Source organism: Streptomyces sp. NBC_01506, assembly GCF_045040295.1.
Lineage (GTDB): Bacteria > Actinomycetota > Actinomycetes > Streptomycetales > Streptomycetaceae > Streptomyces.
Genome location: NZ_CP109422.1, coordinates 1,084,278 through 1,106,331 on the forward strand (window position 1 = coordinate 1,084,278; position 22,054 = coordinate 1,106,331).

Sequence of the window (22,054 nt, forward strand, 5' to 3'; positions counted from 1 at the left end):
CGATTACGCACCCCACCCCGCCTGTTCCCCGCCCACCCGCTCCGCCACGATCCGCTTCCCGTAACCCGACGCGTGGTACGCCTCCACCGGGTCCGCGTCCGCGCCCAGTTCGGCGCGGACCTCGGCCACCAGCGGGCGTACGTCCGTGTTGTAGGCGTCCATCAGCGCCGCGTTCGCCGCCAGGACGTCGCCGTCCCGCTGGGCGGCGGCCAGGGCCTCGGCGTCCACCAACAGGGCCTTCGCCGTGGCTTCCTGGACGTTCATCACCGAGCGGATGACCGCGGGGACCTTCTCCTCGATGTTGTGGCACTGGTCGAGCATGAAGGCGATGTCCGGGGTGAAGCCGCCGCCCCGGATCACCTCGTACATGATCCGGAAGAGTTGGAACGGGTCGGCGGCGCCGGCCATCAGGTCGTCGTCCGCGTAGAAGCGGGAGTTGAAGTCGAAGCCGCCGAGCTTTCCCTCCCGCAGCAGGATCGCGACGATGAACTCGATGTTCGTGCCGGGAGCGTGGTGCCCGGTGTCCACGACGACCTGGGCCTTCTCGCCGAGGCGCAGACAGTGGGCGTACGCCGTGCCCCAGTCGGGGACATCGGTGGCGTAGAAGGCGGGCTCGAAGAGTTTGTACTCCAGCAGCATCCGCTGGTCGTCGCCCAGCCGTTCGTACACGGCCGCCAGCGCCTCGGAGAGCCGGTCCTGGCGAGCGCGGATGTCGTCCTGACCCGGGTAGTTGGTGCCGTCGGAGAACCACAACTTGAGGTCCCGTGACCCCGTCGCGTCCATGATGTCGACGCACTCCATCAGGTGCCCGAGTGCCTTGCGGCGCACCGTCGCGTCCGGGTGGCAGACGCTGCCGAGCTTGTAGTCGTCGTCCTGGAACACATTGGCGTTGACCGTGCCGAGCCGCACGCCGCGCTCTCGGGCGTACGCGGCGAGTGCGCCGTAGTCGGGGACCTTGTCCCAGGGGATGTGGAGCGCGACGGTGGGCGCGACGCCGGTGTGGGCGTGTACGCGGGCCGCGTCGTCCAGTTTCTCCTCGGGGGTACGGGGGACTCCGGGCCGGGCGAAGACCTTGAACCGGGTCCCGCTGTTGCCGTACGCCCAGGACGGCGTCTCGACGGCCTGAGTCGCGAGGACCGCCCGCACAGCGGAGATGTCGGATCGGCTCGTCATCTCTCAACGCTCCATTCGCAGACCATGAATCGATTCATCAAGGCCGATGATGAGCTGGGCCAACCAGCCTGTCAAGGCCCCGACTCGACCACCGTTGAGGTATCACCCCTCCCCACCGAACGGACGAGGGTTTCCTGTGCACGCCCATTGACGCGAACCGCTCCACCCGTCTAGCTTCCGGAAAAGTTGAATCCTTTCATGAGTGAGTCACTGACACCGCTGTCCACACAGCCCCGCCGAGGAGCCCGCCATGGAAAAGCCCGACAAGGGCCCGGCCCCTGTCCTGGCGCTGAGGGGAGTCTCCAAATCCTTCGGAGCCGTACGGGCCCTGCACGACGTCTCCCTGGATCTGCGGCCCGGTGAGATCCACGCCCTGGCCGGTGAGAACGGTGCGGGCAAGTCCACCCTCATCAAAACCCTCGCCGCAGTCCACCGTCCCGACGAGGGAGACATACTGCTCGCCGGGGAACGCGTCGTCTTCCACGGGCCCGCCGACGCCCGGGACGCCGGGATCGCCGTCATCTATCAGGAGCCGACACTCTTCCCCGATCTCTCCATCGCCGAGAACATCTTCATGGGTCGCCAGCCCCGGCGCTCAGCCGGACGTATCGACCGCAAGGCCGTCCACCGCGCGACGGCCGCACTGATGAGCAGGCTCGGGGTGGCGCTCGATCCGCAGCGCCCCGCGCGCGGACTGTCCATCGCGGACCAGCAGATCGTGGAGATCGCCAAGGCGCTCTCCTTCGACGCGCGCGTCCTGATCATGGACGAGCCCACGGCCGCGCTCACCGGCGGCGAGACCGCCCGACTCTTCACCGTCGTACGGACGTTGCGGGCGGAGGGTGCCGCCGTGCTGTTCATCTCGCACCGGCTGGAGGAGATCTTCGGCCTCTGCTCGCACGTCACCACGCTGCGCGACGGCCGCCTTGTCGCCTCCGAACCGCTCGACGGGCTCACCGAGGACGACCTCGTGCGCCGTATGGTCGGCCGCGATCTGGACGATCTGTATCCCAAGGCGGCGGCCGAGCCCGGCTCGACGGCGCTGTCCGTGAGCCGGCTGACCCGCGAAGGTGTCTTCACGGACGTCTCGTTCGAGGTACGGCGCGGTGAGATCGTCGCCCTGGCCGGACTCGTCGGCGCGGGACGCAGCGAAGTCGCGCAGGCCGTCTTCGGCGTGGACCGCTCGGACGCGGGCGAGGTGAAGGTCGACGGCCGTGTCCTGCCCGCCGGTTCACCGACCGCCGCGATGGACGCCGGGCTCGCGCTCGTCCCCGAGGACCGGCGGCTGCGCGGACTGGTCATGGAGATGTCCATCGAACGGAACATCGGTCTGACCGGGCTGCGCGGTGTGCGCCGCCGCGGACTGGTCAGCCGGGCGCTCGAACGCGGGCGCGCCGCCGACTGGGCGGTGAAACTCCAGCTCAAGTACAACAAGCTGACCGATCCGGTGTCCGTCCTGTCCGGCGGCAATCAGCAGAAGGTCGTCCTCGCGAAGTGGCTGGCGACCGATCCGGCCGTACTCATCGTGGACGAGCCCACGCGCGGCATCGACGTCGGTACGAAGGCCGAGGTCCACCGGCTGCTCTCGTCCCTGGCCGCGGACGGACTCGCCGTCCTGATGGTGTCGTCCGATCTCCCCGAGGTGCTGCGCATGGCCGACCGGATCCTCGTGATGCACGAAGGACGGCTCACCGCCGAGATACCCCGTGAGCGGGCGACGGAGGAGACCGTGATGGCCGCGGCCACCGGACGTACGGCGGCAAAGGAGCCGACGCCATGACCACCACCCTCGGCAAGCCCGACCCGGGGACCCCACAAGCCCCCGCCTCCGCCCCCGCCGACGAACGCCGGTCGGCCCGGTCACTCGTGGACGCCGTCTTCCGTGCCCGGGAGATCGCGATCGGCGGCGCGCTCGCGCTGCTGATCCTCGGTACCTGGATCGCCAACCCCGGCTTCCTGGACGACCAGGGCATCAAGGACCTGCTTCTCAACTCCTCGATCCTGGTCCTGCTCGCCGTCGGTCAGTCCGTCGTCGTGATCACCCGCAACATCGACCTGTCGGTCGGCTCGGTCGTCGGACTCACGGCCTTCGCGTGCGGCAACTTCGTCTCCGGCACCGACCACAGCGCGCTCACCGTCGTCCTGCTCGGCATCGCCCTCGGCACCGTCTGCGGACTGGTCAGCGGCGCGCTCGTCAGCTTCGGCCGGGTGCCCGCGCTCGTGGTGACGCTCGGCATGCTCTACATCATCCAGGGCATCGACCACGCCTGGGCGCACGGCGAGCAGATCAACGCGGTCAACGTGCCCGACGGCGTGCTCGCGCTCGGCTCCGACAGTGTCCTCGGCATTCCGTATCTGCCGCTGATCTCCGCCGCCGTACTGGCCGCGACCGGCTACTTCCTGCGTACGTACCGCAGCGGACGTGAGCTGTACGCGATCGGGTCGAGCCCGGACGCCGCACAACTGGCGGGGATTCCCGTACGGCGCCGGATCCTGGCCGCCTACGCGTTCTCCGGCGCGATCGCGGGCTTCGCCGGCGCGCTGTGGCTCGCCCGCTTCGGCACCGTCGTCGCGGACGCGGCCAACGGCTGGGAGCTGACCGTCGTCAGCGCCGTCGTCGTCGGCGGCGTCGCCATCACGGGCGGCACGGGCAGCGTCTGGGGCGCGGCGCTCGGCGCGCTGCTGCTCACCACCATCGGCAGCGCGCTCGTCGTCCTCAAGGTCGACTCCTTCTGGCAGCAGGCCATCACGGGTGTGCTGCTGCTCGCGGCCATCACCACCGACCGCGTCTTGCAGGTGCGTACCACCAGCGCGCTCAGGAAGAGGAGCCGACGATGACGACCGCACTCACGAAGTATCTGCGCTGGGACACGGCCGTCGGGATTCTGCTGATCGCGGTCTTCCTCGCCGGCAGTGGCACCACGGAGGGGTTCGCCAACACGGACAATCTCTCGGCCGCGCTCGGTGATGTGTCGGAGATCGCACTGATCGCGCTGCCGATGACCCTGCTGGTGGTCGCCGGGCAGGTCGATCTCTCCGTCGCCTCGATGCTGGGGCTGTCGAGCGCGCTCGCCGGTTCGCTGTGGCAGGCGGGCTTCGCCTTCGAACTGATCGTGCCCATCTGTCTGTTGGCGGGTGCCGTCGGCGGGCTGCTGAACGGCTGGCTCGTCACCCGGGTCGGGCTGCCGTCGCTGGCCGTCACCATCGGCACGCTCACGCTGTACCGGGGGCTGGCGTCGGTCATCCTCGGCGACGAGGCGGTGGCCGACTTCCCTCAGACGTACGCCAAGTACGCGGCGTATACGGAGACGGTGCCCGGCACGTTCGTCCCGTATCCGGTCGCGCTGTTCGCCGTGCTGGCCGTCGTCACGGCGATCGCCCTGCACTGCACGGGCTTCGGCCGTTCGCTGTTCGCGATCGGCGCCCAGGAGGACGCCGCGTGGTTCGCCGGCATCCGCGTCAAGCGGCTCAAGCTGGTGCTGTTCGTGGTGTCGGGTCTCGTCGCGTCGTTCGCCGGGATCGTCTACACCCTGCGTTACGGCAGCGCGCGCGCCGACAACGGGCTCGGTCTCGAACTGGTCGTCATCGCCTCGGTGTTGCTCGGCGGCGTCGACTTCGACGGCGGCAAGGGCACGCTGGGCGGCGCTGTCGCGGGTGTGCTGCTGATCGGGCTTCTCACGAATCTGCTGACCCTCAACGACATCTCCAACGAGATCCAGGTGATCGTCACCGGTCTGCTGCTCGTCACGTCCGTGCTGACGCCCCGGATCATCGCCGTGCTCACGGAGCGCCGGCACCGGCGCAAGGCGGCGGAGGAATCCGTCCCGGTCTCCGCCGCGCTCTGACTTCCGCCCTCCGACTTCCGCGCTCCGACTTACGGCTCCGACTTACGGCTCCGACTTATGGCTCCGACTTCCCTTTTCCGACCCTCCCGAAAGGCATCCACCATGCTGTCGCAAGCCCGTACCCGACACCGCGCCGTCGCCGCGTCCGCCGCGCTCTGCGCCCTGACGCTCGCCGTGACCGGCTGCTCGGGAACCACCAAGGACTCCGTCAAGGAGGACGGCCCGGCCACGTCGGACAACGCCAAGGCGAATCCGGACGCCCCGCTCAAGAAGGGCCTGAAGATCGCCTTTCTGCCCAAGCAGATCAACAACCCGTACGAGAAGATCGTCGACGACGCGGGCATCGCGGCGGCCGGGGACATCGGCGCCACCGGCAAGGAGGTCGGTCCTTCCACCGCGAACGCGTCCTCGCAGGTGTCGTACATCAACACCCTGATCCAGCAGAAGCAGGACGCGATCCTGATCGCGGCCAACGACCCCAACGCGGTGTGCGGCCCGCTCAAGCAGGCCATGAAGCAGGACATCAAGGTCGTCGCGTACGACTCCGACACCGCGAAGGACTGCCGTCAACTCTTCATCAACCAGGCCAGCTCCGAAGAGATCGGCCGCAGCCAGGTCCGCAACATCGCCAAGCAGCTCGGCAACAAGGGCGAGATCGCGATCCTGTCGGCCACGCAGAACGCGACGAACCAGAACACCTGGATCGAGTTCATGAAGGACGAGCTGACGAAGCCCGCCTACAAGGACATGAAGCTCGTCAAGGTCGCGTACGGGGACGACGACGACCAGAAGTCGTTCCAGGAGACGCAGGGGCTCCTCAAGGCGTATCCGAACCTGAAGGGCATCATCTCGCCGACGACGGTCGGCATCGCCGCCGCGGCACGCTACATCAGCGACTCCTCCTACAAGGGGAAGGTCGTCCTCAACGGCCTCGGCACACCGAACCAGATGCGCGAGTACATCGAGAACGGCACGCTCGACCAGTTCTCGCTGTGGAACCCGAAGGAGCTGGGCTACCTCGGTACGTACGCGGCGGCGGCCCTGGCGTCCGGGCAGATCACCGGGGCCGAGGGCGAGCGGTTCCAGGCCGGTGACCTGGGCGAGTACACGGTCGGCAAGGACGGTGAGGTCATTCTCGGCCCGCCCACGGTCTTCGACGCCAAGAACATCGGCGACTTCGACTTCTGAGGTCCCCCCATGCCCCGTGTGTGCTTTGTACTGAAGGTGAGACAGCGGCGGCTGGCCGAGTACCGCGAGCGTCACCGGGCCGTCTGGCCCGACATGCTCGCGGCACTCGGCGCCGCGGGCTGGCGCGACTACTCGCTCTTTCTGCGCGACGACGGGCTGTTGGTCGGCTATCTGGAGACCGACGACTTCGCCGCCGCGCGGGCCGCGATGGCGGCGACGGACGTCAACGCCCGCTGGCAGGCGGAGATGGCGCCGTACTTCGAGGCGCTGGAGGGGGCGGGACCGGACGACGCGATGGTGCCGCTCACCGAGATCTTCCATCTCGACTGAACAGAGAGTGAGCGCAGCACCATGACCGCACCGACCACCACCCCTCGCCGCCCCCGCATCGGTCTTGTCTCCGGCGGACTCGGCGCGTACTGGCCCCAGTTCCCCAATCTACTTCCCCAACTCAAGTGCTCCGCACAGCGGGTGACGGACCGTCTGACCGAGTTCGACGCCGAGGTGGTGGACGTCGGATTCATCTCCGACGCCGAGGAGGGCGCGGCGGCGGCCGAGAAGCTGCGCGCCGCCGACTGCGATCTGATCGTCGGCTTCCTCACCACCTATATGACGGCCACCATGCTGGTGCCCGTCGCCCAGCGCAGCGGCGCGCCGGTGCTGCTCATCAATCTCCAGCCCACCGAGGCGATGGACCACGCGGCGTTCGGCACCGGTGAGTGGCTGGCGTACTGCGGCGCCTGTCCCCTGCCGGAGATGGCGAACGCCTTCGAACGGGTCGGGGTGCCCTTCCGCTCCGTCTCCGGGTATCTGGAGGACGAGCGGGCGTGGGAGCGGATCGGCCGGTGGATCAAGGCCGCCGGGGTACGTGGCGTGCTGCGCACCGGCCGGCACGGTCTGATGGGCCATCTGTATCCGGGCATGTACGACGTGTCGACGGATCTGACGATGGTGCCGGCGAATCTCGGCGGCCATGTGGAGGTCCTGGAGTTCGACGATCTGCGCGTACGGGCCTTGAAGGCCGACGACACGGCGGTGGCGGCCAAGCTGGCCGCCACCCACGCCGCGTTCGAGATCGCGGACTCCGTGGTCGAGGAGGACCTGCTGTGGGCGGCCAGGGTGTCGGTCGGTCTCGACCGGCTGGTGGACGATTTCGGGCTCGACTCGCTGGCGTACTACCACCGGGGTCTGGAGGGTGAGATCCACGAACGCCTCGGCGCGGGCATGATCCTCGGTTCCTCGCTGCTGACCGCGCGTGGCGTCCCCACCTGCGGGGAGTACGAGCTGCGCACGTCACTCGCGATGCTGATCACGGACCGGCTGGGCGCGGGTGGCACCTTCACCGAGCTCCAGGCGCTGAACTTCCGCGACGGTGTGGTCGAGATGGGCCACGACGGACCGGCCAATCCGACCGTCTGCGCGCGCCGCCCGGTGCTGCGCGGGCTCGGTGTCTACCACGGCAAGCGCGGCTGGGGCGTGTCCGTGGAGTGCGATGTACGGCAGGGGCCGGTCACACTGGTAGGACTCGGCCAGTCCAGGGACGGTCGCTACAGGCTGGTCGCCGCGGTGGGTAAGGTGGTCGAAGGCCCGCTGCTGGAAATCGGCAACACCACCTCGCGTGTCGACTTCGGCCGCGACCCGGGCGAGTGGACCGACGCGTGGAGTGCGAGCGGAGTGGGACACCACTGGGCGCTCGCCACCGGCGACATCCTTCCGGAGCTGCGCGCACTGGGCGGTCTGAGCGGTCTGGAGCTGGTGGAGGTCACTGACTGATGGCGCAATCGGTGGGTATCAAGGACGTCGCCCGAGTTGCGGGCGTCTCTGTCGGCACGGTGTCGAACGTGATCAACCGGCCGGAGTCGGTGGCCGAGGAGACGCGGGCGAGAGTGCTGTCCACCATCGAGCGGCTGGGCTACGTACGCAGTGAGTCGGCCCGCCATCTGCGGGCGGGCCGCAGCCGTATCATCGCGCTGCTGGTGCTCGACATGGCCAACCCCTTCTTCGTGGACGTGGCCACCGGCGCCGAGCGGGTGGCGCGGGGGTCCGGGCTGGGGGTGATGCTCTGCAACAGCGCGCAGAGCAGCAGCGAGGAGGCCGAGTATCTGGGTCTCTTCAGCGAGCAGCGGGTGCGCGGCGTGCTGATCACACCGACCGACGAGACCGGCCGGAATCTGGAGACCTTCCGGCGCCAGGACATCCCGTTCGTCTTCGTGGACCGGGTGGTGCCGAGCGACGAGGGCTGTTCGGTGTCCGTGGACGATGTCACCGGCGGGGCGCTCGCGATGCGTCATCTCCTCGCCCAGGGGCACACCGACATCGCGTACGTGTCCGGGCCGCTGCATCTGTCGCAGTGCCGTGACCGGCGGGCGGGCGCGCTGCTGGCGCTGGAGGAGGCCGGGCTGCCGGCCGACCGGCTGCGGGTGGTGGAGGCGGAGCGGCTGGACGTGTCGGCGGGACGTGACTCCGGCGCGCGGCTGCTGGGGATGCACAGCAGGCCGAGCGCGGTGTTCTGCGCGAACGATCTGCTGGCTCTGGGGGTGCTCCAGTCGATGTACGGGGCGGGGGTCGCCGTCCCCGACGAGATGGCGCTGGTGGGGTACGACGACATCGAGTTCGCTTCGGCAGCCGCCGTGCCGCTGACGTCGGTGCGACAGCCGGCCGCGCAGATGGGGCGGCTGGCGGCGGAGCTGCTGATCGAGGAGACGGGCGAGTCGGCGGGTGAGCACCGGCACCAACGGATCGTGCTTCAGCCGGAGTTGGTGGTGCGGGAGTCCTCGATGCCGCGCGCCGGCGGCGGGCACCGGAGCTGACGCTCCGTCACCATGCGCCTGTGTCCTCGATCGCCGGGCGGGCTGTTTCAAGCCCGTCCGGCGATCGAGGGCAGCCTCCGGGTCAGCCGCGCGCCACGAAGTCCCATGCGCCGTGGGCCGCGCGGTAGATCTGGAAGCCGGGCTCCGTACGGAGATACGTCGCGCCCTTCGGCGCGGTCACCTTGTCCCGCCGGTCGGCCGGCACATGGACCTCCGCGCTCGAGCCGACCGGCACCTTCACGGTCAGCCGCAGGTCACGGCCCACCTTGGACCAGGCGACCGAGGCCGGTCCGCGTACCGTACGGATCGCCGTGCGCGCCCAACTGACACCGGTGCGGGCGTCGGGGCGGACGGTGAAGGTGCGGTAGCCGTCGTCACCGGGGCGCAGACCGGCGACGTTCTCGTACAGCCACTGCGTGACGGTGCCCTGGAAGTAGTGGTCGCGGGAGCGGGAGTCGAGGTGCCACATCTCCCACATGGTGTCGGCGCCGTTGTCGAACCAGTAGCCCCAACTCGGGTAGCCGCGCTGGGTGGCGATGGCATGGGCGATGTCCGGGTGGCCGTGCGCGGACAGGACGCGCAGCAGCACGCTGGTGCCGAGCGCGCCGGTGTTGAGGTGGTTGCCGCGTTCGGTGATGTCGGCGACGAGGCTGTCCACGACGGAGGCGCGGGCGCCGGCGGGGACGAGGCCGAAGGCGAGCGGGATCGCGTTGGAGGTCTGCCGGTAGTCCGGGTCCTTCGAGGTGCTGTAGTGCCCGGCATCGTTGAGGAACTCCGCGTTCAGGGCGTCCTTGAGGCCGGCCGCGGCGGTGCGGTAGCGCTCCGACACGTCGTCGTGGCCCAGCAGTTCACCCATCTCGGCGGTGTTCACCAGGGCGCGGTACAGATAGGCGGTGGCCGTCAGCCGGGTGTCCTCGGGCGGGTTGCCCCCGTAGCCGGGCGGCAGATAGTCGCCGAGGGCGGTGATGGCGAGACCGTCCACGAGACGGTCCAGCTCCCAGTCCAGATAGCGGGTCAGCACCGGCCAGTGCTGCCGGGCGACGCGGTCGTCGCCGTACACCCGGTACATCTCGCGTACCAGGAACGGGTAGACCGTGGTCCACTCGGGTGACGGGCCGAGGTCGCCGTAACCCCAGCCGCCGCTCGGGACGATCACCGGCAGTTGTCCGTCGGCGTTCTGACTGTCTTTCAGATCGTCCAGCCACTTGTCCAGGAAGCGCTGGACGTCGAAGGCGTACGCGAGGGTGGGCGCGCCGAGCTGGGCGTCGCCGGTCCAGCCGTTCTTCTCGTACATGGGGGTGTCGGTCGGGATGCCGTGCAGGTTGTTCAGCAGCGTGCGCCGCATCGCCTTGTCCAGCGTCTCGTAGAACGGCTCGGAGCACGAGAACGCGCTGACCTCGTCCACCTTGGTGTGCACGGTCCGGCCGAGTACGTCGGCGGGCTCGGGCCGGGTGGGCAGGCCCTCGATCTGGACGTAGCGGAAGCCCTTGTACGAGAACGACGGCTCCCACACCTCGGCCTTCCCGCCGCCCGCGCAGATGTAGTCGTCGCGCTGGAAGCGGCCGGGGACGTGCCCGGTCTCGGCGTGGACGCTGCCGTCGTCCTTGAGCTTCTCGCCGTGGGTGAGTGAGATCTTCGTCCCGGCGGGTGCCTTGACGGTCAGTCGGGTCCAGCCGGCGGTGGTGCGGCCCATGTCGACCACGTACACACCGGAACGCAGTTCGCTGATCTTGGTGGGTGTGATGGTGTCGATGATCTCGATGGGGTCGTGCGGCTGCGCCCGCAGGGCGCCCTTCGGGGCCTGTTGGGCGCCCGGTGCGCGCCAGGCGCGGTCGTCGAAGCCCGGTCGTGTCCAGTTGGCGGGGGCCAGGCGGGCGTCGTAAGTCTCGCCCGCGTAGAGCGAGTTGGTGAGGGTGGGTCCCTCGGTCATGCGCCAGTCGGTGTCGGACACGACGGTGGTGCGGGTGCCGTCCGGGTGTTCGGCCTCCAGTCGGCACAGCAGCCGGGGCTCGCCGTGCCACGGCGGCCGGTGCCAGTTCCAGACGTTGGGGGTGGTCATGCCGTAGAAGCCGCGGCCGAGGGTGACGCCGATGGCGTTGTCTCCCCGGCGCAGCAGGGACGTCACGTCGTGCACGGCGTACATGACGGTCTCGTCGTAGTCGGTGAAGCCCGGGTCGAGCACCTGCTCGCCGACCTGCTTGCCGTTCAACTCGGCGACGTAGTAGGCGAGTCCGCTGATGTAGAGGCGGGCGCGGGTGACCGGCTTGCGTACGGCGAACTCGCGGCGCAGCAGCGGCGCGGGCGCTTCGGGTACGGAGATGGACACGCCGTCGCCCCAGGGGCCTTCGCCGTACGGGGCCAGTACGGTGGCCGCCGACCAGCCGCTGTCGTCGAAGTCCGAACGCTGCCAGCCCTGTTGCTCGCTTCTGACGGTGCGCCAGTTGCCGGAGGTGACGAGTTCGCGGGCCTGCCCGTCGGTGGTCTCCACGATCAGCCGCGCGAGGAATCCGCCCGGGTTGACGGAGGCGCCGCCGCGATTGGTGGCGACGGCGGCCAGGACGACGCGCTGCCCGGCCCCCTTGACGGCGGCGGTCACGTCGGCGCTGCGGCCGGTGCGCCAGCCGTCCTGCTGCTGGGGGGCGTGTGCCACTTCGGTGCCGTCGAGGTGGAGCGTGAAGTCGTCGTCGGCGGTGACGACGACGGTCGCGCGTGCGACGTCGGCGCCCGCGGGGAGTTCGAGGGCGGCGCGGAACCACGCCGGTCCGGCGGGAGCATCGCCGGTCGTGGCGCCCTCGGACCAGATCCAGGAGGCGCCGTCGAAGCCGGGGGGCGCGGCGGCGGCGTCGGCGCCGATCCACCGGGCGCCCCACTTCTCGTCGCCGAGGGCGGTCTCCCACCAGCTTGCCGTGCTCCAGCGCGAGACGTCGCCGTCGCCGTCCCACACACGCACCTGCCAGTGACAGCGGGTACGGGGCGGCAGCGCGGGCCCGGCGTAGGGGACGGCGACTCCGCGCGCGGAGGTCACCTTGCCGGAGTCCCAGAGGAGTTGGCGGCCCTTGGCGAGGTTGCGCGGGTCGGTGGCGGCCCTGATCTGGTACGCGCTCTGCCGGGCGCCGTGGCCACCGGCCGTCAGCTCCCAGGAGAGCAGCGGGGTGGGGTTGTCGGTGCCGAGGACGTGTTGGGCGTACTCCACCTTCGCGGCGACGACGCGCAGCCTGTCGCTGTCGCCGTCGCTGTCGCTGTCCAGGGCCTCGTCACCCTTTCCGAGTGTGGCGGCCGAGGCCGCCGGCCCTGCGGCGAGCGAGACGATTCCGGCGCCCGCGCCCACCACGGAGGTGCCCAGGAGCCCTCTGCGTGTCCAGCCCATGCCCATGCCCGCCCCTTTGATTGAATCGTTTCATGTCCCGTGTCAAGAATCGTAGAGCCGATACCGCAGGGCTCACAAGAGGTGCGTAAGGGGCTGGTGCGAGAGCCATCGTGACTTCGCTTCTTGCTGGGATCAGGCCGAGTTTTGCGGCCGGATGATGATCCGAAATCCGGTGAAGTACCGCCGCGATCACCGGTGTTGACTCTGTACGAGATCGACAACGCGACCAAGTTGCGTATATATGCAGGGAATGCGGTGGGAGTGGTCGCCCAGAAATTCTGACCAAGCATCTATTTCTTGCGCAGATTCATAGACTTCCTGCGGAACCACTCCTACCCTTTTCGCGTCCGCAGAGTCCCCACCGAGCCGCAAGGACGTAGATCTGTGACACCTCCCCCAAGACGCCGCCTGCTCCGCCGCGGCCTGTCCGCCTCCCTCTCCGCCTCCCTGGCTCTCGCGACGGCGGTGGCCGGGACGGCCGCCGTCGTCGTCATGTCCGCCGCTCCGGCAGCCGTGGCTGCCGGAGTCCCCGCCCCCTCACCCATCGGTATCCCCGGCCGTGGCGCCACCGTGCCTTTCGTGGAGCACGAGGCCGAGTACGCCGCCACCAACGGCACCCTGATCGGCCCCAACCGGCTGTACGGATCGCTTCCCTCCGAGGCGTCCGGGCGGCAGGCCGTGACGCTCGACGCGGTCGGTGAGTACGTGGAGTTCACCCTCACCAAGCCGGCCAACGCCATGACCTTCCGCTACTCGCTGCCCGACAACTCCGCGGGAACCGGCCGGGACGCCGGGATCGACGTGCGGGTCAACGGCAGTCAGCTCAAGAGCGTGCCCGTGACCTCCAAGTACGGCTGGTACTACGGCGGTTACCCGTTCAACAACAACCCCGGCGACACCAATCCGCACCACTTCTACGACGAGACGCGCACCATGTTCGGCTCGACCCTGGCGACCGGCACCAAGGTCCGTCTCCAGGTGTCGTCGACCGCGCAGTCACCGACGTTCACCATCGACCTCGCCGACTTCGAGCAGGTGGACGCGCCGAAGGCCAAGCCCGCCGGCGCGCTCGACGTCGTGGCCGACTTCGGCGCCGACCCCTCGGGCGCGGCCGACTCGACCGCCAAGTTCCAGGCGGCGGTAGCGGCGGGGCAGGCGCAGAACAGAACCGTCTACATCCCCGCAGGCAACTTCGAGATCCGCGACCACATCGTGGTCGACAAGGTGACGCTGGCCGGGGCCGGACCCTGGTACAGCGTTCTCAAAGGCCGTCACCCCACCGACCGCAGCAAGGCGGTGGGCGTCTACGGCAAGTACGCGAACCAGGGCGGCAGCACCGACGTCACCCTCAAGGACTTCGCCATCATCGGCGACATCCGTGAGCGCGTGGACAACGACCAGGTCAACGCCATCGGTGGGGCACTGTCCAACTCCGTCATCGACAACATCTGGATGCAGCACACCAAGTGCGGTGCCTGGGTGGACGGTCCGATGAACAACCTGACCATCAAGAACAGCCGCATCCTGGACCAGACGGCCGACGGCGTGAACTTCCACTACGGCGTCACCAACTCCACCGTCACCAACACCTTCGTCCGCAACACCGGTGACGACGGTCTGGCCATGTGGGCGGAGAACATCCCGAACGTCAACAACAAGTTCACCTTCAACACGGTGATCCTGCCGATCCTGGCGAACAACATCGTCACGTACGGCGGCAAGGACATCACCATCTCCGACAACGTCATGTCGGACACCATCACCAACGGTGGCGGCCTGCATATCGCCAACCGCTATCCGGGCGTCAACTCCGGCCAGGGAACGGCCGTTTCGGGCACCCACACCGCCGCGCGCAACACCCTCATCCGGGCCGGGAACAACGACTACAACTGGCAGTTCGGCGTCGGCGCGGTGTGGTTCAGCGGGCTCAACGAGCCGATCAACAACGCCACGATCAACATCACCGACACCGAGATCCTCGACAGTTCGTACGCCGCGATCCATCTGATCGAGGGCGCGACGAACGGGCTCAACTTCAAGAACGTCAAGATCGACGGCGCGGGCACCTACGCGCTCCAGATCCAGGCACCGGGCAAGGCCACGTTCGAGAACGTCAAGGCCACCAACATCGCCCAGTCCAACAAGATCCACAACTGCGTGGGCGCCGGATTCCAGATCACCCAGGTCGGCAGCCAGAACTCCGGGTGGTACTCCAACCCGCCCGCCTGCACCGGTGTGTGGCCCGCACCGCAGTGGACCAACGGCGGTGTGCCCGGCGGCCCGATCGATCCCGGTGACCCGACCGACCCGCCGGACCCGACCGACCCGCCCGGTACCAACCTCGCCCAGGGCCGTCCGGTGACCGCGACCGGCCAGGCGCAGACGTACGGCCCCGGCAACGCCGTGGACGGTAACGCCGACACCTACTGGGAGAGCACCAACAACGCCTTCCCGCAGTCCATCACCGTCGATCTCGGCGCGGCGAAGAACGTCGACCGGCTGGTGCTGAAGCTGCCACCGGCCGCCGCCTGGCAGACCCGTACCCAGACACTCGGCGTCTCGGGCAGCACCGACAACTCCGCCTACACCTCGCTCAAGGCATCGGCGGGGGTCACCTTCAACCCGTCGAGCGGCAATACCGCCACCGTCACCCTGCCCGGTACGGCGACCCGCTACGTACGGGTCACGGTCACCGGCAACACCGGCTGGCCGGCCGCGCAGCTCTCCGAACTGGAGGTCTACGCCGACTGACGGGAGGCGGGGTGGTGCGCCGGACCGACCGGCGCACCGTCCCGCCGACCCGGTGGGCCGGTGAGCCGGTGGGCCGGTGGGCCGGTGGGCCGGTGTCACACCGCGTACGTGTCCAGCCGCCCGCACATGCCGAACTTCCCGCGCGCTTGCGGCAGTCGGGCGTTCACCCGCGCGTCGGCGAGATGCGCGGCATCCCCCTCCGTGAGCCGGTCGAGCTGCGCGCCGGTCTGCCGCGCGGCATCGGCGGCACCGGACCGCCAGCGCGCCCGCCAGTCCGCCAGCCTCGGCCGTACCAGCGCACCGGCCGCCCGGTGGAAGTCCAGCAGCGGCTTCTCGTCGCCGGCGTCCCACGCCGCGCGCAGCGCCGTGAACCCCTCGATCGCCAGGTCCCGCCTGCGCCGGGCGAAGGCCGCCTGCTCAGCCTCGGTGCCCTCGGGGATCCGGACGAGGCGTCCGTACGTCTCGGGGTCGGTCAGGTGTTCCGGCGGCAGGGTCAGCACGGCGTCCCCCGCCTCGGGCAGCCCGTTGTTCTGCATCAGTACGACGATCCGCAGCCCGTCCTCGTTGACGAGCCGGTGAATCGTGCCGGGGGTGAACCACACCAGGGCGCCCGGCTCCAGCGGGGTGCTCTCGAACCTCTCGGCGGTGAGGGTCTGCACGGCGCCGCGTCCCGCCGTCACCACATACCCCTCGGAGCAGGTCAGATGCAGATGCGGGGTGCCGCCGCGCAGGCCGTCGGCGGCCTCCCAGTCGTACACGGTCAAATGCGACACGGCGACGGCGCCGGGCAGCCCGGCGAAGCCGGAGGCCGGGGCGGCGGTGGGCGCGGCGGTGGGTGCGGCCGTGTCTGCTACTGCCTCTGCGGATGAGCCGGTGCGGGACGTGGTGAACACTCCCCTTCGGGCGAGCGGGTGGCGGGTGGCGGAGTAAGCGCTTTCTATTCGAACTTAGATCCGCCCCGTGTCCGTGTCAACGGCCGGCCGTGCCTCGTACGGGATCCTCAACTCGGCCCGGTGCGACACGCTTTCGCAACGACCGGGCCACGACGCGAGGAACCGCCGTGATCTCGGGGGCGTCCCCCCATAAAGTCGCGGCGAGGTGGGCGACCGGCCGCGAGCGGTGCGCGTTCACGGGGAACACCCGATTCAGGGGGAAACAGGGTTGGCACAGGTATCACCCAACACGGCGCAGGCGGACCCACAGCAGAAGAAACTGGCAGGGGAACTGAGGCTCCTCGCTGCCGAGCCCGCCTTCGAACTGCGCAGTGCGGAACTCATCGACCTCGCTCATGACCTGGAGCAGCACACACGTCTCGACCGATGGGCCGATGTGGATCTGGTGCAGGCGTACGTACGCCCGGAGAGTCTGGCGCAGCCGCCACCGGCCCGCCGCGCGCCTCTCCGCACACAGCTCCGAGTGGCGCTGGCGACCAAGGCGGGCCTGGGAGCACTCGTGCGCGTGGTGCGTGACGAGATGCGTCAACGCCCCGTCCGCGAGGGTGCGTTGGAGGCGACACTGGGCGTGCTGGTGTTCGTCCCGCTGCTCATCACCTGGTTCGGTCTGCGCGAAGCGGTGCGCGCCTATGGGGAGTTGAGCCAGGAGAATCCCAAGGAGGCGACCCGGCCGTTCCTCCAGTTGTGGCAGACGGGCTTCGGCGGCCATCTCTCCTCCACGGGCCGCTTCGAGAACGTGGCGCTGATGGCGGTCGTGCTGATCAGCCTGCTGGTGGTGCTCTCGGTCTGGCACGCGCGCGCCCGTTCGCGCGCGGACCGGGTGGAGGCCAAGCTGAACGGGGAGCAGGAGTATCTGCTGGGCCGGCTGGCGTCCCTGCTCACCCGGATCCAACTGTCGCTCGTACCTCATCGCGCGGCCTCCCCGCAGCAGTTCACGGCCGGTCTGAGCAAGGCCGCCACGCGGATGGAGTCGCTGGCGTCGCGCGCCGACCGCAGTCACAGTTCGCTGGTCAGCTCGGCGAAGGCGCTTCAGGACGCGACCACCTCGCTGGAGACCGCCGCGCTCGCGCTGACGGGTGAGCTGCCGAAGCTCGGCACGGCGGCGGACCGTATCGAGGCGGCCGTACGGGGCGGGCAGGCGGCGACCGCGCAGGCGGGCGCCGAGAACCAGGCCGCGGCGGGCCGGATCGCCGACCGGATCAAGTCGGCGGGCGACACGGTGGAGGCGTCGCTGAAGGCGCTCGCCGCCGCGCAGCAGACGCTGGCGACGAAGTCGGAGACGGTGGCGCAGGCCACGGAGCGCGCGTCGAAGGCGCTGGTGGACAGCGCCGGGCGCACGAACGACGCTGTCGACGGGATGCGCGAGGCCACGGAGCGCTGGGACGCCGCGGCGGCGCACTGGCAGGACGCGGCGGCCCGGCTGGACACGGGGCTGCGCGGGCTGACGGTGTCTCAGGTCGGGGCGGGGGCCGGGGCCGGGTTCGGGGGTGGGGGTGGGCCCGTAGGGGCACCCGACTCGACCCCGTACTCGACCGCCGACCCGACGCTCACCGCGACGCTCACCGCGACGCCGGACTCGGCGTCCGCGCCGACGCTCGCGGGTGCGGGCGCGTACGGGGCGGGTTTCGAGTACGACACGCCCACGGAACGGCTGTCACCGTCCGGCGCGAACGGCGCGAACGGTGCCGCCTCACGGTCCGGCACTCCCGGCACTCCCGGCATCCCCGAGCAGGGCCCGGCCCACCCGCCGTATCCGCCGCAGGACGGGGTGGGCTCGTGAGCCGTCCCGTACGCCGCGTGGGCCAACTGGCCGGACGCGTACGGCGTGGTGGGCGGCCCGGTGTCGTCATGCTGGCCGGCTGGCTGTTCGCCGACCTCGTGCTGGTGCTCGCGCTGGTGTCGATGGCGGACCGGCCGGATCCGCTGGCCGCCCGCCCGGCGGCCAGGCCGTCACCGTCCAACTCCCCTTCCCCGTCGCCCTCCCCGACGCCGTCCCCCGCCGGGCCGCGGTCGGTGGAGCTGAAGCCGCAGCAGATCCGGGTGAAGGGCGGCGACAGCGAGGACATCGTCGCCCAGATCAACAAGGGCACGAAGAAGTGGCCGGGGCGCACGGCCGCGCTGGTGCTGACATTCGGCGGCAGCCAGGGCGGTACGGAGTACGCGCACCGCGTCAACTCGCTGCTCAGCAAGGCCCGTCCGGAGATGTTCTCCAAGAAGACGGCGACGGACGACTTCCACGATCTCGGCGAACCGTCGAACACGGCGATCATCAGGATCTACTTCTACACCTCGCCCCGCTGACCACGGCCCCAGGGCCGCGACGAACGAGAGGACCCACGGCGTGGAGCGGTGGCGGCCCGGCGCACGGGTGGAAGGCGCGAGCGGCGGCACGGCGGGGCGGCGGCTGCCGCCGCCCGTCCTGCCGCAGTTCCCCGGTATGCGCGGCTTCGCCGAACTCGACTCGGTGATACGGCGGTTGGGCTTCCGGCATGCCGCCGATCTGTTGCGGGGCCCGGCCGTCGAGGCCGGGACGAGCGTGTTCGCGACCCTCCCGAAGGCGTCGACGGACGACGGCTTCCGGATCCTCGACGGCCTCTGGTTCCCGGCCCGGGGGCGGGCGTGGACGCGGGTGGACCTGCGGCATATCCAGGAGACCGCCGAGCGCTGGCGCACGTCCACCGATCCGCGTGGCGGTACGGCGGCGGCACTGATGGACACCATGGAGACCGTCGTGCGCGACGATCCGATGGGGCCGCGCCGCATCGTGCTGTGGCAGGTGTGCCGGGAGCTGAAGGACCGGCCCTCAGGGCCGACCGCCGAGGCGGCGGAGGCCCTGGGTGTGCACAGCACGGACGCCGCACAACTGGCGTCCGCCGTCGCGGCGGGCTTTCCGGGCCGGGGCCCGGTGCGCGACGCGGCCGAATCGATCAACGAGGTCTGGCCCGGTGAGCGGTTGCGGGGAGCACTGCGGATCGCCGGCCTCCTGCCGCCCCACCCCACCGACCATGTGCTGGCGAACTTCCTGGCCCGGCTCAACGACCGGGCGGCGGCCGTGGACCGGCTGATGGAGGAGGCGCGGCGGCTCGGGCAGCTCGGTGAGCTGCGGGCCGCGACGGTCTCGTGGCTCGCGGCCGTACGGCGGGCGACCGACGACGACCGGGCGATGGCGGGTCTGCTCGGCGCCGCCACACTGCTCGCCGACGAGCGGCACTCCCCCGACGCGCCGTCGCCCACCGACTCGACGGTGCGCGTGAGCGTCGAGCGGCGGGCCGTCACGCTGACCTGGACGGCCGCGCGGCTGCCGCGCGACACCGCCCGGCGGGGAGCAGGCGCGGCCGGACCGGTGTCGTACCGCGTACTGCGCTTCCCGGACGGGGCGCCGGAGCGGGCCGTCGAGGTGCCGTACACGGACACCTCGCTCTCCGTACTCGATCTGGACGCCCCGATCGGCAGACGGGTTCGGTACGCCGTACTGCCGTTGCGCCGGGGGCAGTTGGCGGGGGTGCCCCGTGTCACCGCCGGCGTCCTGCTGGTGCCGGACGTGGAGGAGGTGCGCGCGGTGCCGGTGCCCGACGGCGTACGACTGGAGTGGCGCGCGCACCCGGCGGCGACGGGGTTCCGGGCGGTGCGCTCGACCGCGCGCCGGGCCGGGGGCACGACGGACCGGTCCGGGCAGCCGGTGGACGGTGTACCGGTGGACGGGCTGCTCGTACCTGCCGGGCGGAAGGGGTTCGTGGACCGGCCGCTGATGCCGGGAACGTATCTGTACGAGATCTCCTGCGGCTATCCGGCGGTGCCCGATCTGCCGGGCGACGGCGGGGAGTTGGTGTGGTCGCCGGGGCTGCGGGTGGCGGCGACGGCGGTGGAGTGGCCGTCACCGGTGGAGGACGTCACCGTACGGAGCCTCGAAGGCGGCATCGTGACGATCGACTGGCGTCCCCCGGCGCGTGGGAACGGCCGTCTGGTGGAGTGGTCCGGTCTGCCCAGGCGGTCGGGTGACGATGTGTCAGGCACACCGGCCGCGCGGTCGGCGCCGGGCGAGGGCCCGGTGAGCGTGGTGCCCGAGGAGCGGTCGCGGGTCCGGATGACGGCGGTCAGTGTGCTGGGTGACCGGGCGGTGGCCGGGCCGAGCGTGCTGGTCGAACGGCCGGGCGCCGTAGCGGACTTGACCGCACAGCGGGTCGCACCCGGCACGGCGGAGCTACGGTTCCGCTGGCCCGAGCCCGCGGTTCTGGTCCTGGTGGTGTGGGAGCAGGAAGGCCGGCGACAGGAGACACGGGTGGCCCGCAGCCGCTACCTGGCCGAGCGGCGCGTCGAGATCCCGCTGACGGGGCGCCCGTGCCGTATCGAGGTGAGCGCGGTGCCCCGCCCGGACGCGGTGTCGTTCCCCACGGTCCCGGCCACCACGTCCCTGCCGCATGTCCCCGACCTGCCGCCGCGGTCGCCCCGCAACAGCCGCGCCCTCGCGCTGCTGTCGTTCCCGTGGACCCCGTGGAGCCAGGGCGGCGCGCCCCGCGCCCGCCCGTGGTGGCGCCGCTGGCGCGCCCGCTCCGGCGCCTGAGAGCACCCGGCACCGGGCGAGATGTGTGTCCGCCCGGCGCCCGTCCATTCCTACGCGTGTACCTCCGCCTCCGTCCCGCCGCCGAACTCCAGCAGCAGTCCGGGGCGCAGTGCCACCGTGCGGCCGGGGCCGACCTCCTGGACCGTGCCGTCGTCGCGGCGGACGGTCCAGCCGAACGTCGTACGGTTGGTGAGGCCGAACCGCCCACGCTGCTGGGGGTGTTCGGTCATCTCCCCCACCACGGCGGTGAAGTCGTGCCGCTCCGGGTCGTCCACCAGGTGGTGCGCGTACACCCGTGCCTTCGGGTCGAGCCGGATGCCCCGGCGGGTGCGCAGGGCGCCCCGGCCCGTGACGACTTCGAGCTTCGGGGGCAGCAGCACGGCGTTGCCGCACTTCCAGCAGTCGGGAGCGGGACCGTCCGGCTGTGTCATGTTCTGCCGGCCGCAGGACGCGCACACCGTGATCGCGTCGAGCACCCGGCTCAGCGCGTCCCGCCACTGCGACTCACGGACCCGTGTCGACGGCGAGTTGAGGCCATGGGTGAACGTCTTGACGAACAGGTCGCGCAGGATCTTCGGCAGCGCGCCCCAGGTGGCGATGACGGTCGGGTGCTCGCCGGGCACGGGCCTGTTGCTGGGGTCGGCGGGGTCGTAGATGAACACCGGGTGGGTGCCGTACATCTTCCGCTTGGCCGCCTCGTCCATGCAGCGGATCTTCAACGCCTGTGCTCCGTCGAGCGGGTGATGGTTCATCAGGAGCAGGAACAGCAGAACGGCGAGGGAGTGCAGATCGGTCTGGATGCCGGGCAGCGCGCCCTTGTCGCCGCGCACCAGTTCGGGCGCCATGAAGTCCATCGTCCCGGCGACGGCGGCGGATTCGCCGTCCACGACGGCGTTGTCGTTGTCGCACACGAGCACGTCGCCGGTGACCGGGTCGAAGAAGATGTTGCCCCAGTTGATGTCGCGGTAGGCGATGCCCTTGGAGTGCAGGGTGAAGTACGCCTCGACGGTGTGCAGCGCGGCGGCGACGAGCGTACGCAGTGTGGTCGCCGCCACCGACGGGTCACGGCGGAACAGCGCGGGCAGGTCGTGGAAGCGCTGGGGCCGTACGTCCATCAGATAGCCGAAGCCCGGGTACGAGGCGTTCGGGTCCATCACGACCGTCTGCGGCCACAGGAACCGGTCGTCGCCCCAGCCGTGGTGGATGAGCCCTTCTAGGATCTGGCGCTGCCGGGCGTCGGCGAGCTGGGGGTAGTACCACTTCACGGCCCGGTCGCCGTACGGTGTCCGCACCCGGTAGACCTCGCCCTGACCGCCCGAGCCGAAAAGCTCGGCGACCGTGACCTGGTCCCCGGATTCGGTGACCAGGGTCTGTCCGGCCGCGAGCATGCCGTTCGCCATGCTGTT

15 protein-coding genes are annotated in these 22,054 nt (G+C 70.3%); 11 read left to right on the forward strand and 4 right to left on the reverse strand.

Annotated elements, in window-relative coordinates; genetic code table 11:
* Positions 1-3: 3 nt before the first annotated feature.
* Positions 4-1,173: an L-rhamnose isomerase gene (gene rhaI / locus OG329_RS04355; RefSeq protein WP_405792963.1), complete on the reverse strand. Its 1,170-nt coding sequence runs from the start codon at positions 1,171-1,173 to the stop codon at positions 4-6.
* Between the two features lie 250 nt (positions 1,174-1,423).
* On the opposite strand from rhaI, the gene OG329_RS04360 reads away from it, so the two are divergent.
* From OG329_RS04360 to OG329_RS04390, 7 genes are all read left to right on the forward strand, one after another.
* Positions 1,424-2,953, forward strand: coding sequence for a sugar ABC transporter ATP-binding protein (locus OG329_RS04360; protein WP_405792965.1), 1,530 nt, complete (start codon positions 1,424-1,426; stop codon positions 2,951-2,953).
* Positions 2,950-4,011, forward strand: a complete 1,062-nt coding sequence (locus OG329_RS04365; RefSeq protein ID WP_405792967.1) for an ABC transporter permease — start codon at positions 2,950-2,952, stop codon at positions 4,009-4,011. Before OG329_RS04360 ends, OG329_RS04365 begins: the two co-directional genes overlap by 4 nt.
* Positions 4,008-5,018, forward strand: coding sequence for an ABC transporter permease (locus OG329_RS04370; protein WP_405792969.1), 1,011 nt, complete (start codon positions 4,008-4,010; stop codon positions 5,016-5,018). Before OG329_RS04365 ends, OG329_RS04370 begins: the two co-directional genes overlap by 4 nt.
* Positions 5,019-5,120: 102 nt before the next feature.
* On the forward strand, positions 5,121-6,206 hold the full coding sequence (gene rhaS / locus OG329_RS04375) for a rhamnose ABC transporter substrate-binding protein (protein ID WP_405792971.1): 1,086 nt from the start codon (positions 5,121-5,123) through the stop codon (positions 6,204-6,206).
* 9 nt (positions 6,207-6,215) lie between these two features.
* Entirely contained in the window at positions 6,216-6,536 is a 321-nt protein-coding gene (locus OG329_RS04380; RefSeq protein WP_405792973.1) for an L-rhamnose mutarotase, read from the forward strand.
* 21 nt (positions 6,537-6,557) lie between these two features.
* The gene (locus OG329_RS04385) at positions 6,558-7,979 is read left to right on the forward strand and encodes an arabinose isomerase (protein WP_405792975.1); all 1,422 of its coding nucleotides are present in this window, start codon (positions 6,558-6,560) and stop codon (positions 7,977-7,979) included.
* Entirely contained in the window at positions 7,979-9,016 is a 1,038-nt protein-coding gene (locus tag OG329_RS04390; protein ID WP_405792976.1) for a LacI family DNA-binding transcriptional regulator, read from the forward strand. Before OG329_RS04385 ends, OG329_RS04390 begins: the two co-directional genes overlap by 1 nt.
* 82 nt (positions 9,017-9,098) lie before the next feature.
* On the opposite strand, the gene OG329_RS04395 is transcribed toward OG329_RS04390, so the two are convergent.
* Positions 9,099-12,383 (reverse strand): family 78 glycoside hydrolase catalytic domain, encoded by a 3,285-nt coding sequence (locus OG329_RS04395; protein ID WP_405792978.1) that lies wholly within the window; start codon positions 12,381-12,383, stop codon positions 9,099-9,101.
* Between the two features lie 384 nt (positions 12,384-12,767).
* On the opposite strand from OG329_RS04395, the gene OG329_RS04400 reads away from it, so the two are divergent.
* Positions 12,768-15,134, forward strand: a complete 2,367-nt coding sequence (locus OG329_RS04400; RefSeq protein WP_405792980.1) for a discoidin domain-containing protein — start codon at positions 12,768-12,770, stop codon at positions 15,132-15,134.
* 95 nt (positions 15,135-15,229) lie between these two features.
* On the opposite strand, the gene OG329_RS04405 is transcribed toward OG329_RS04400, so the two are convergent.
* Complete coding sequence (locus tag OG329_RS04405) at positions 15,230-15,925, reverse strand: cupin domain-containing protein (protein ID WP_405801641.1); 696 nt, start codon at positions 15,923-15,925, stop codon at positions 15,230-15,232.
* A gap of 370 nt (positions 15,926-16,295) precedes the next feature.
* Between OG329_RS04405 and OG329_RS04410 the strand changes: the two genes are divergently transcribed.
* The 3 genes from OG329_RS04410 to OG329_RS04420 are packed head-to-tail and all read left to right on the forward strand — an operon-like array spanning position 16,296 to position 20,648.
* On the forward strand, positions 16,296-17,867 hold the full coding sequence (locus tag OG329_RS04410; RefSeq protein ID WP_405792982.1) for a hypothetical protein: 1,572 nt from the start codon (positions 16,296-16,298) through the stop codon (positions 17,865-17,867).
* Complete coding sequence (locus OG329_RS04415) at positions 17,864-18,388, forward strand: hypothetical protein (protein WP_405792984.1); 525 nt, start codon at positions 17,864-17,866, stop codon at positions 18,386-18,388. The genes OG329_RS04410 and OG329_RS04415 overlap by 4 nt, the downstream gene beginning before the upstream one ends.
* A 40-nt stretch (positions 18,389-18,428) precedes the next feature.
* Positions 18,429-20,648: a hypothetical protein gene (locus OG329_RS04420; RefSeq protein ID WP_405792986.1), complete on the forward strand. Its 2,220-nt coding sequence runs from the start codon at positions 18,429-18,431 to the stop codon at positions 20,646-20,648.
* Positions 20,649-20,698: 50 nt separating this feature from the next.
* Here the strand turns inward: OG329_RS04420 and OG329_RS04425 are convergent, their stop codons facing one another.
* Positions 20,699-22,048, reverse strand: a complete 1,350-nt coding sequence (locus tag OG329_RS04425) for a protein kinase domain-containing protein (protein ID WP_405792988.1) — start codon at positions 22,046-22,048, stop codon at positions 20,699-20,701.
* Positions 22,049-22,054: the final 6 nt, after the last annotated feature.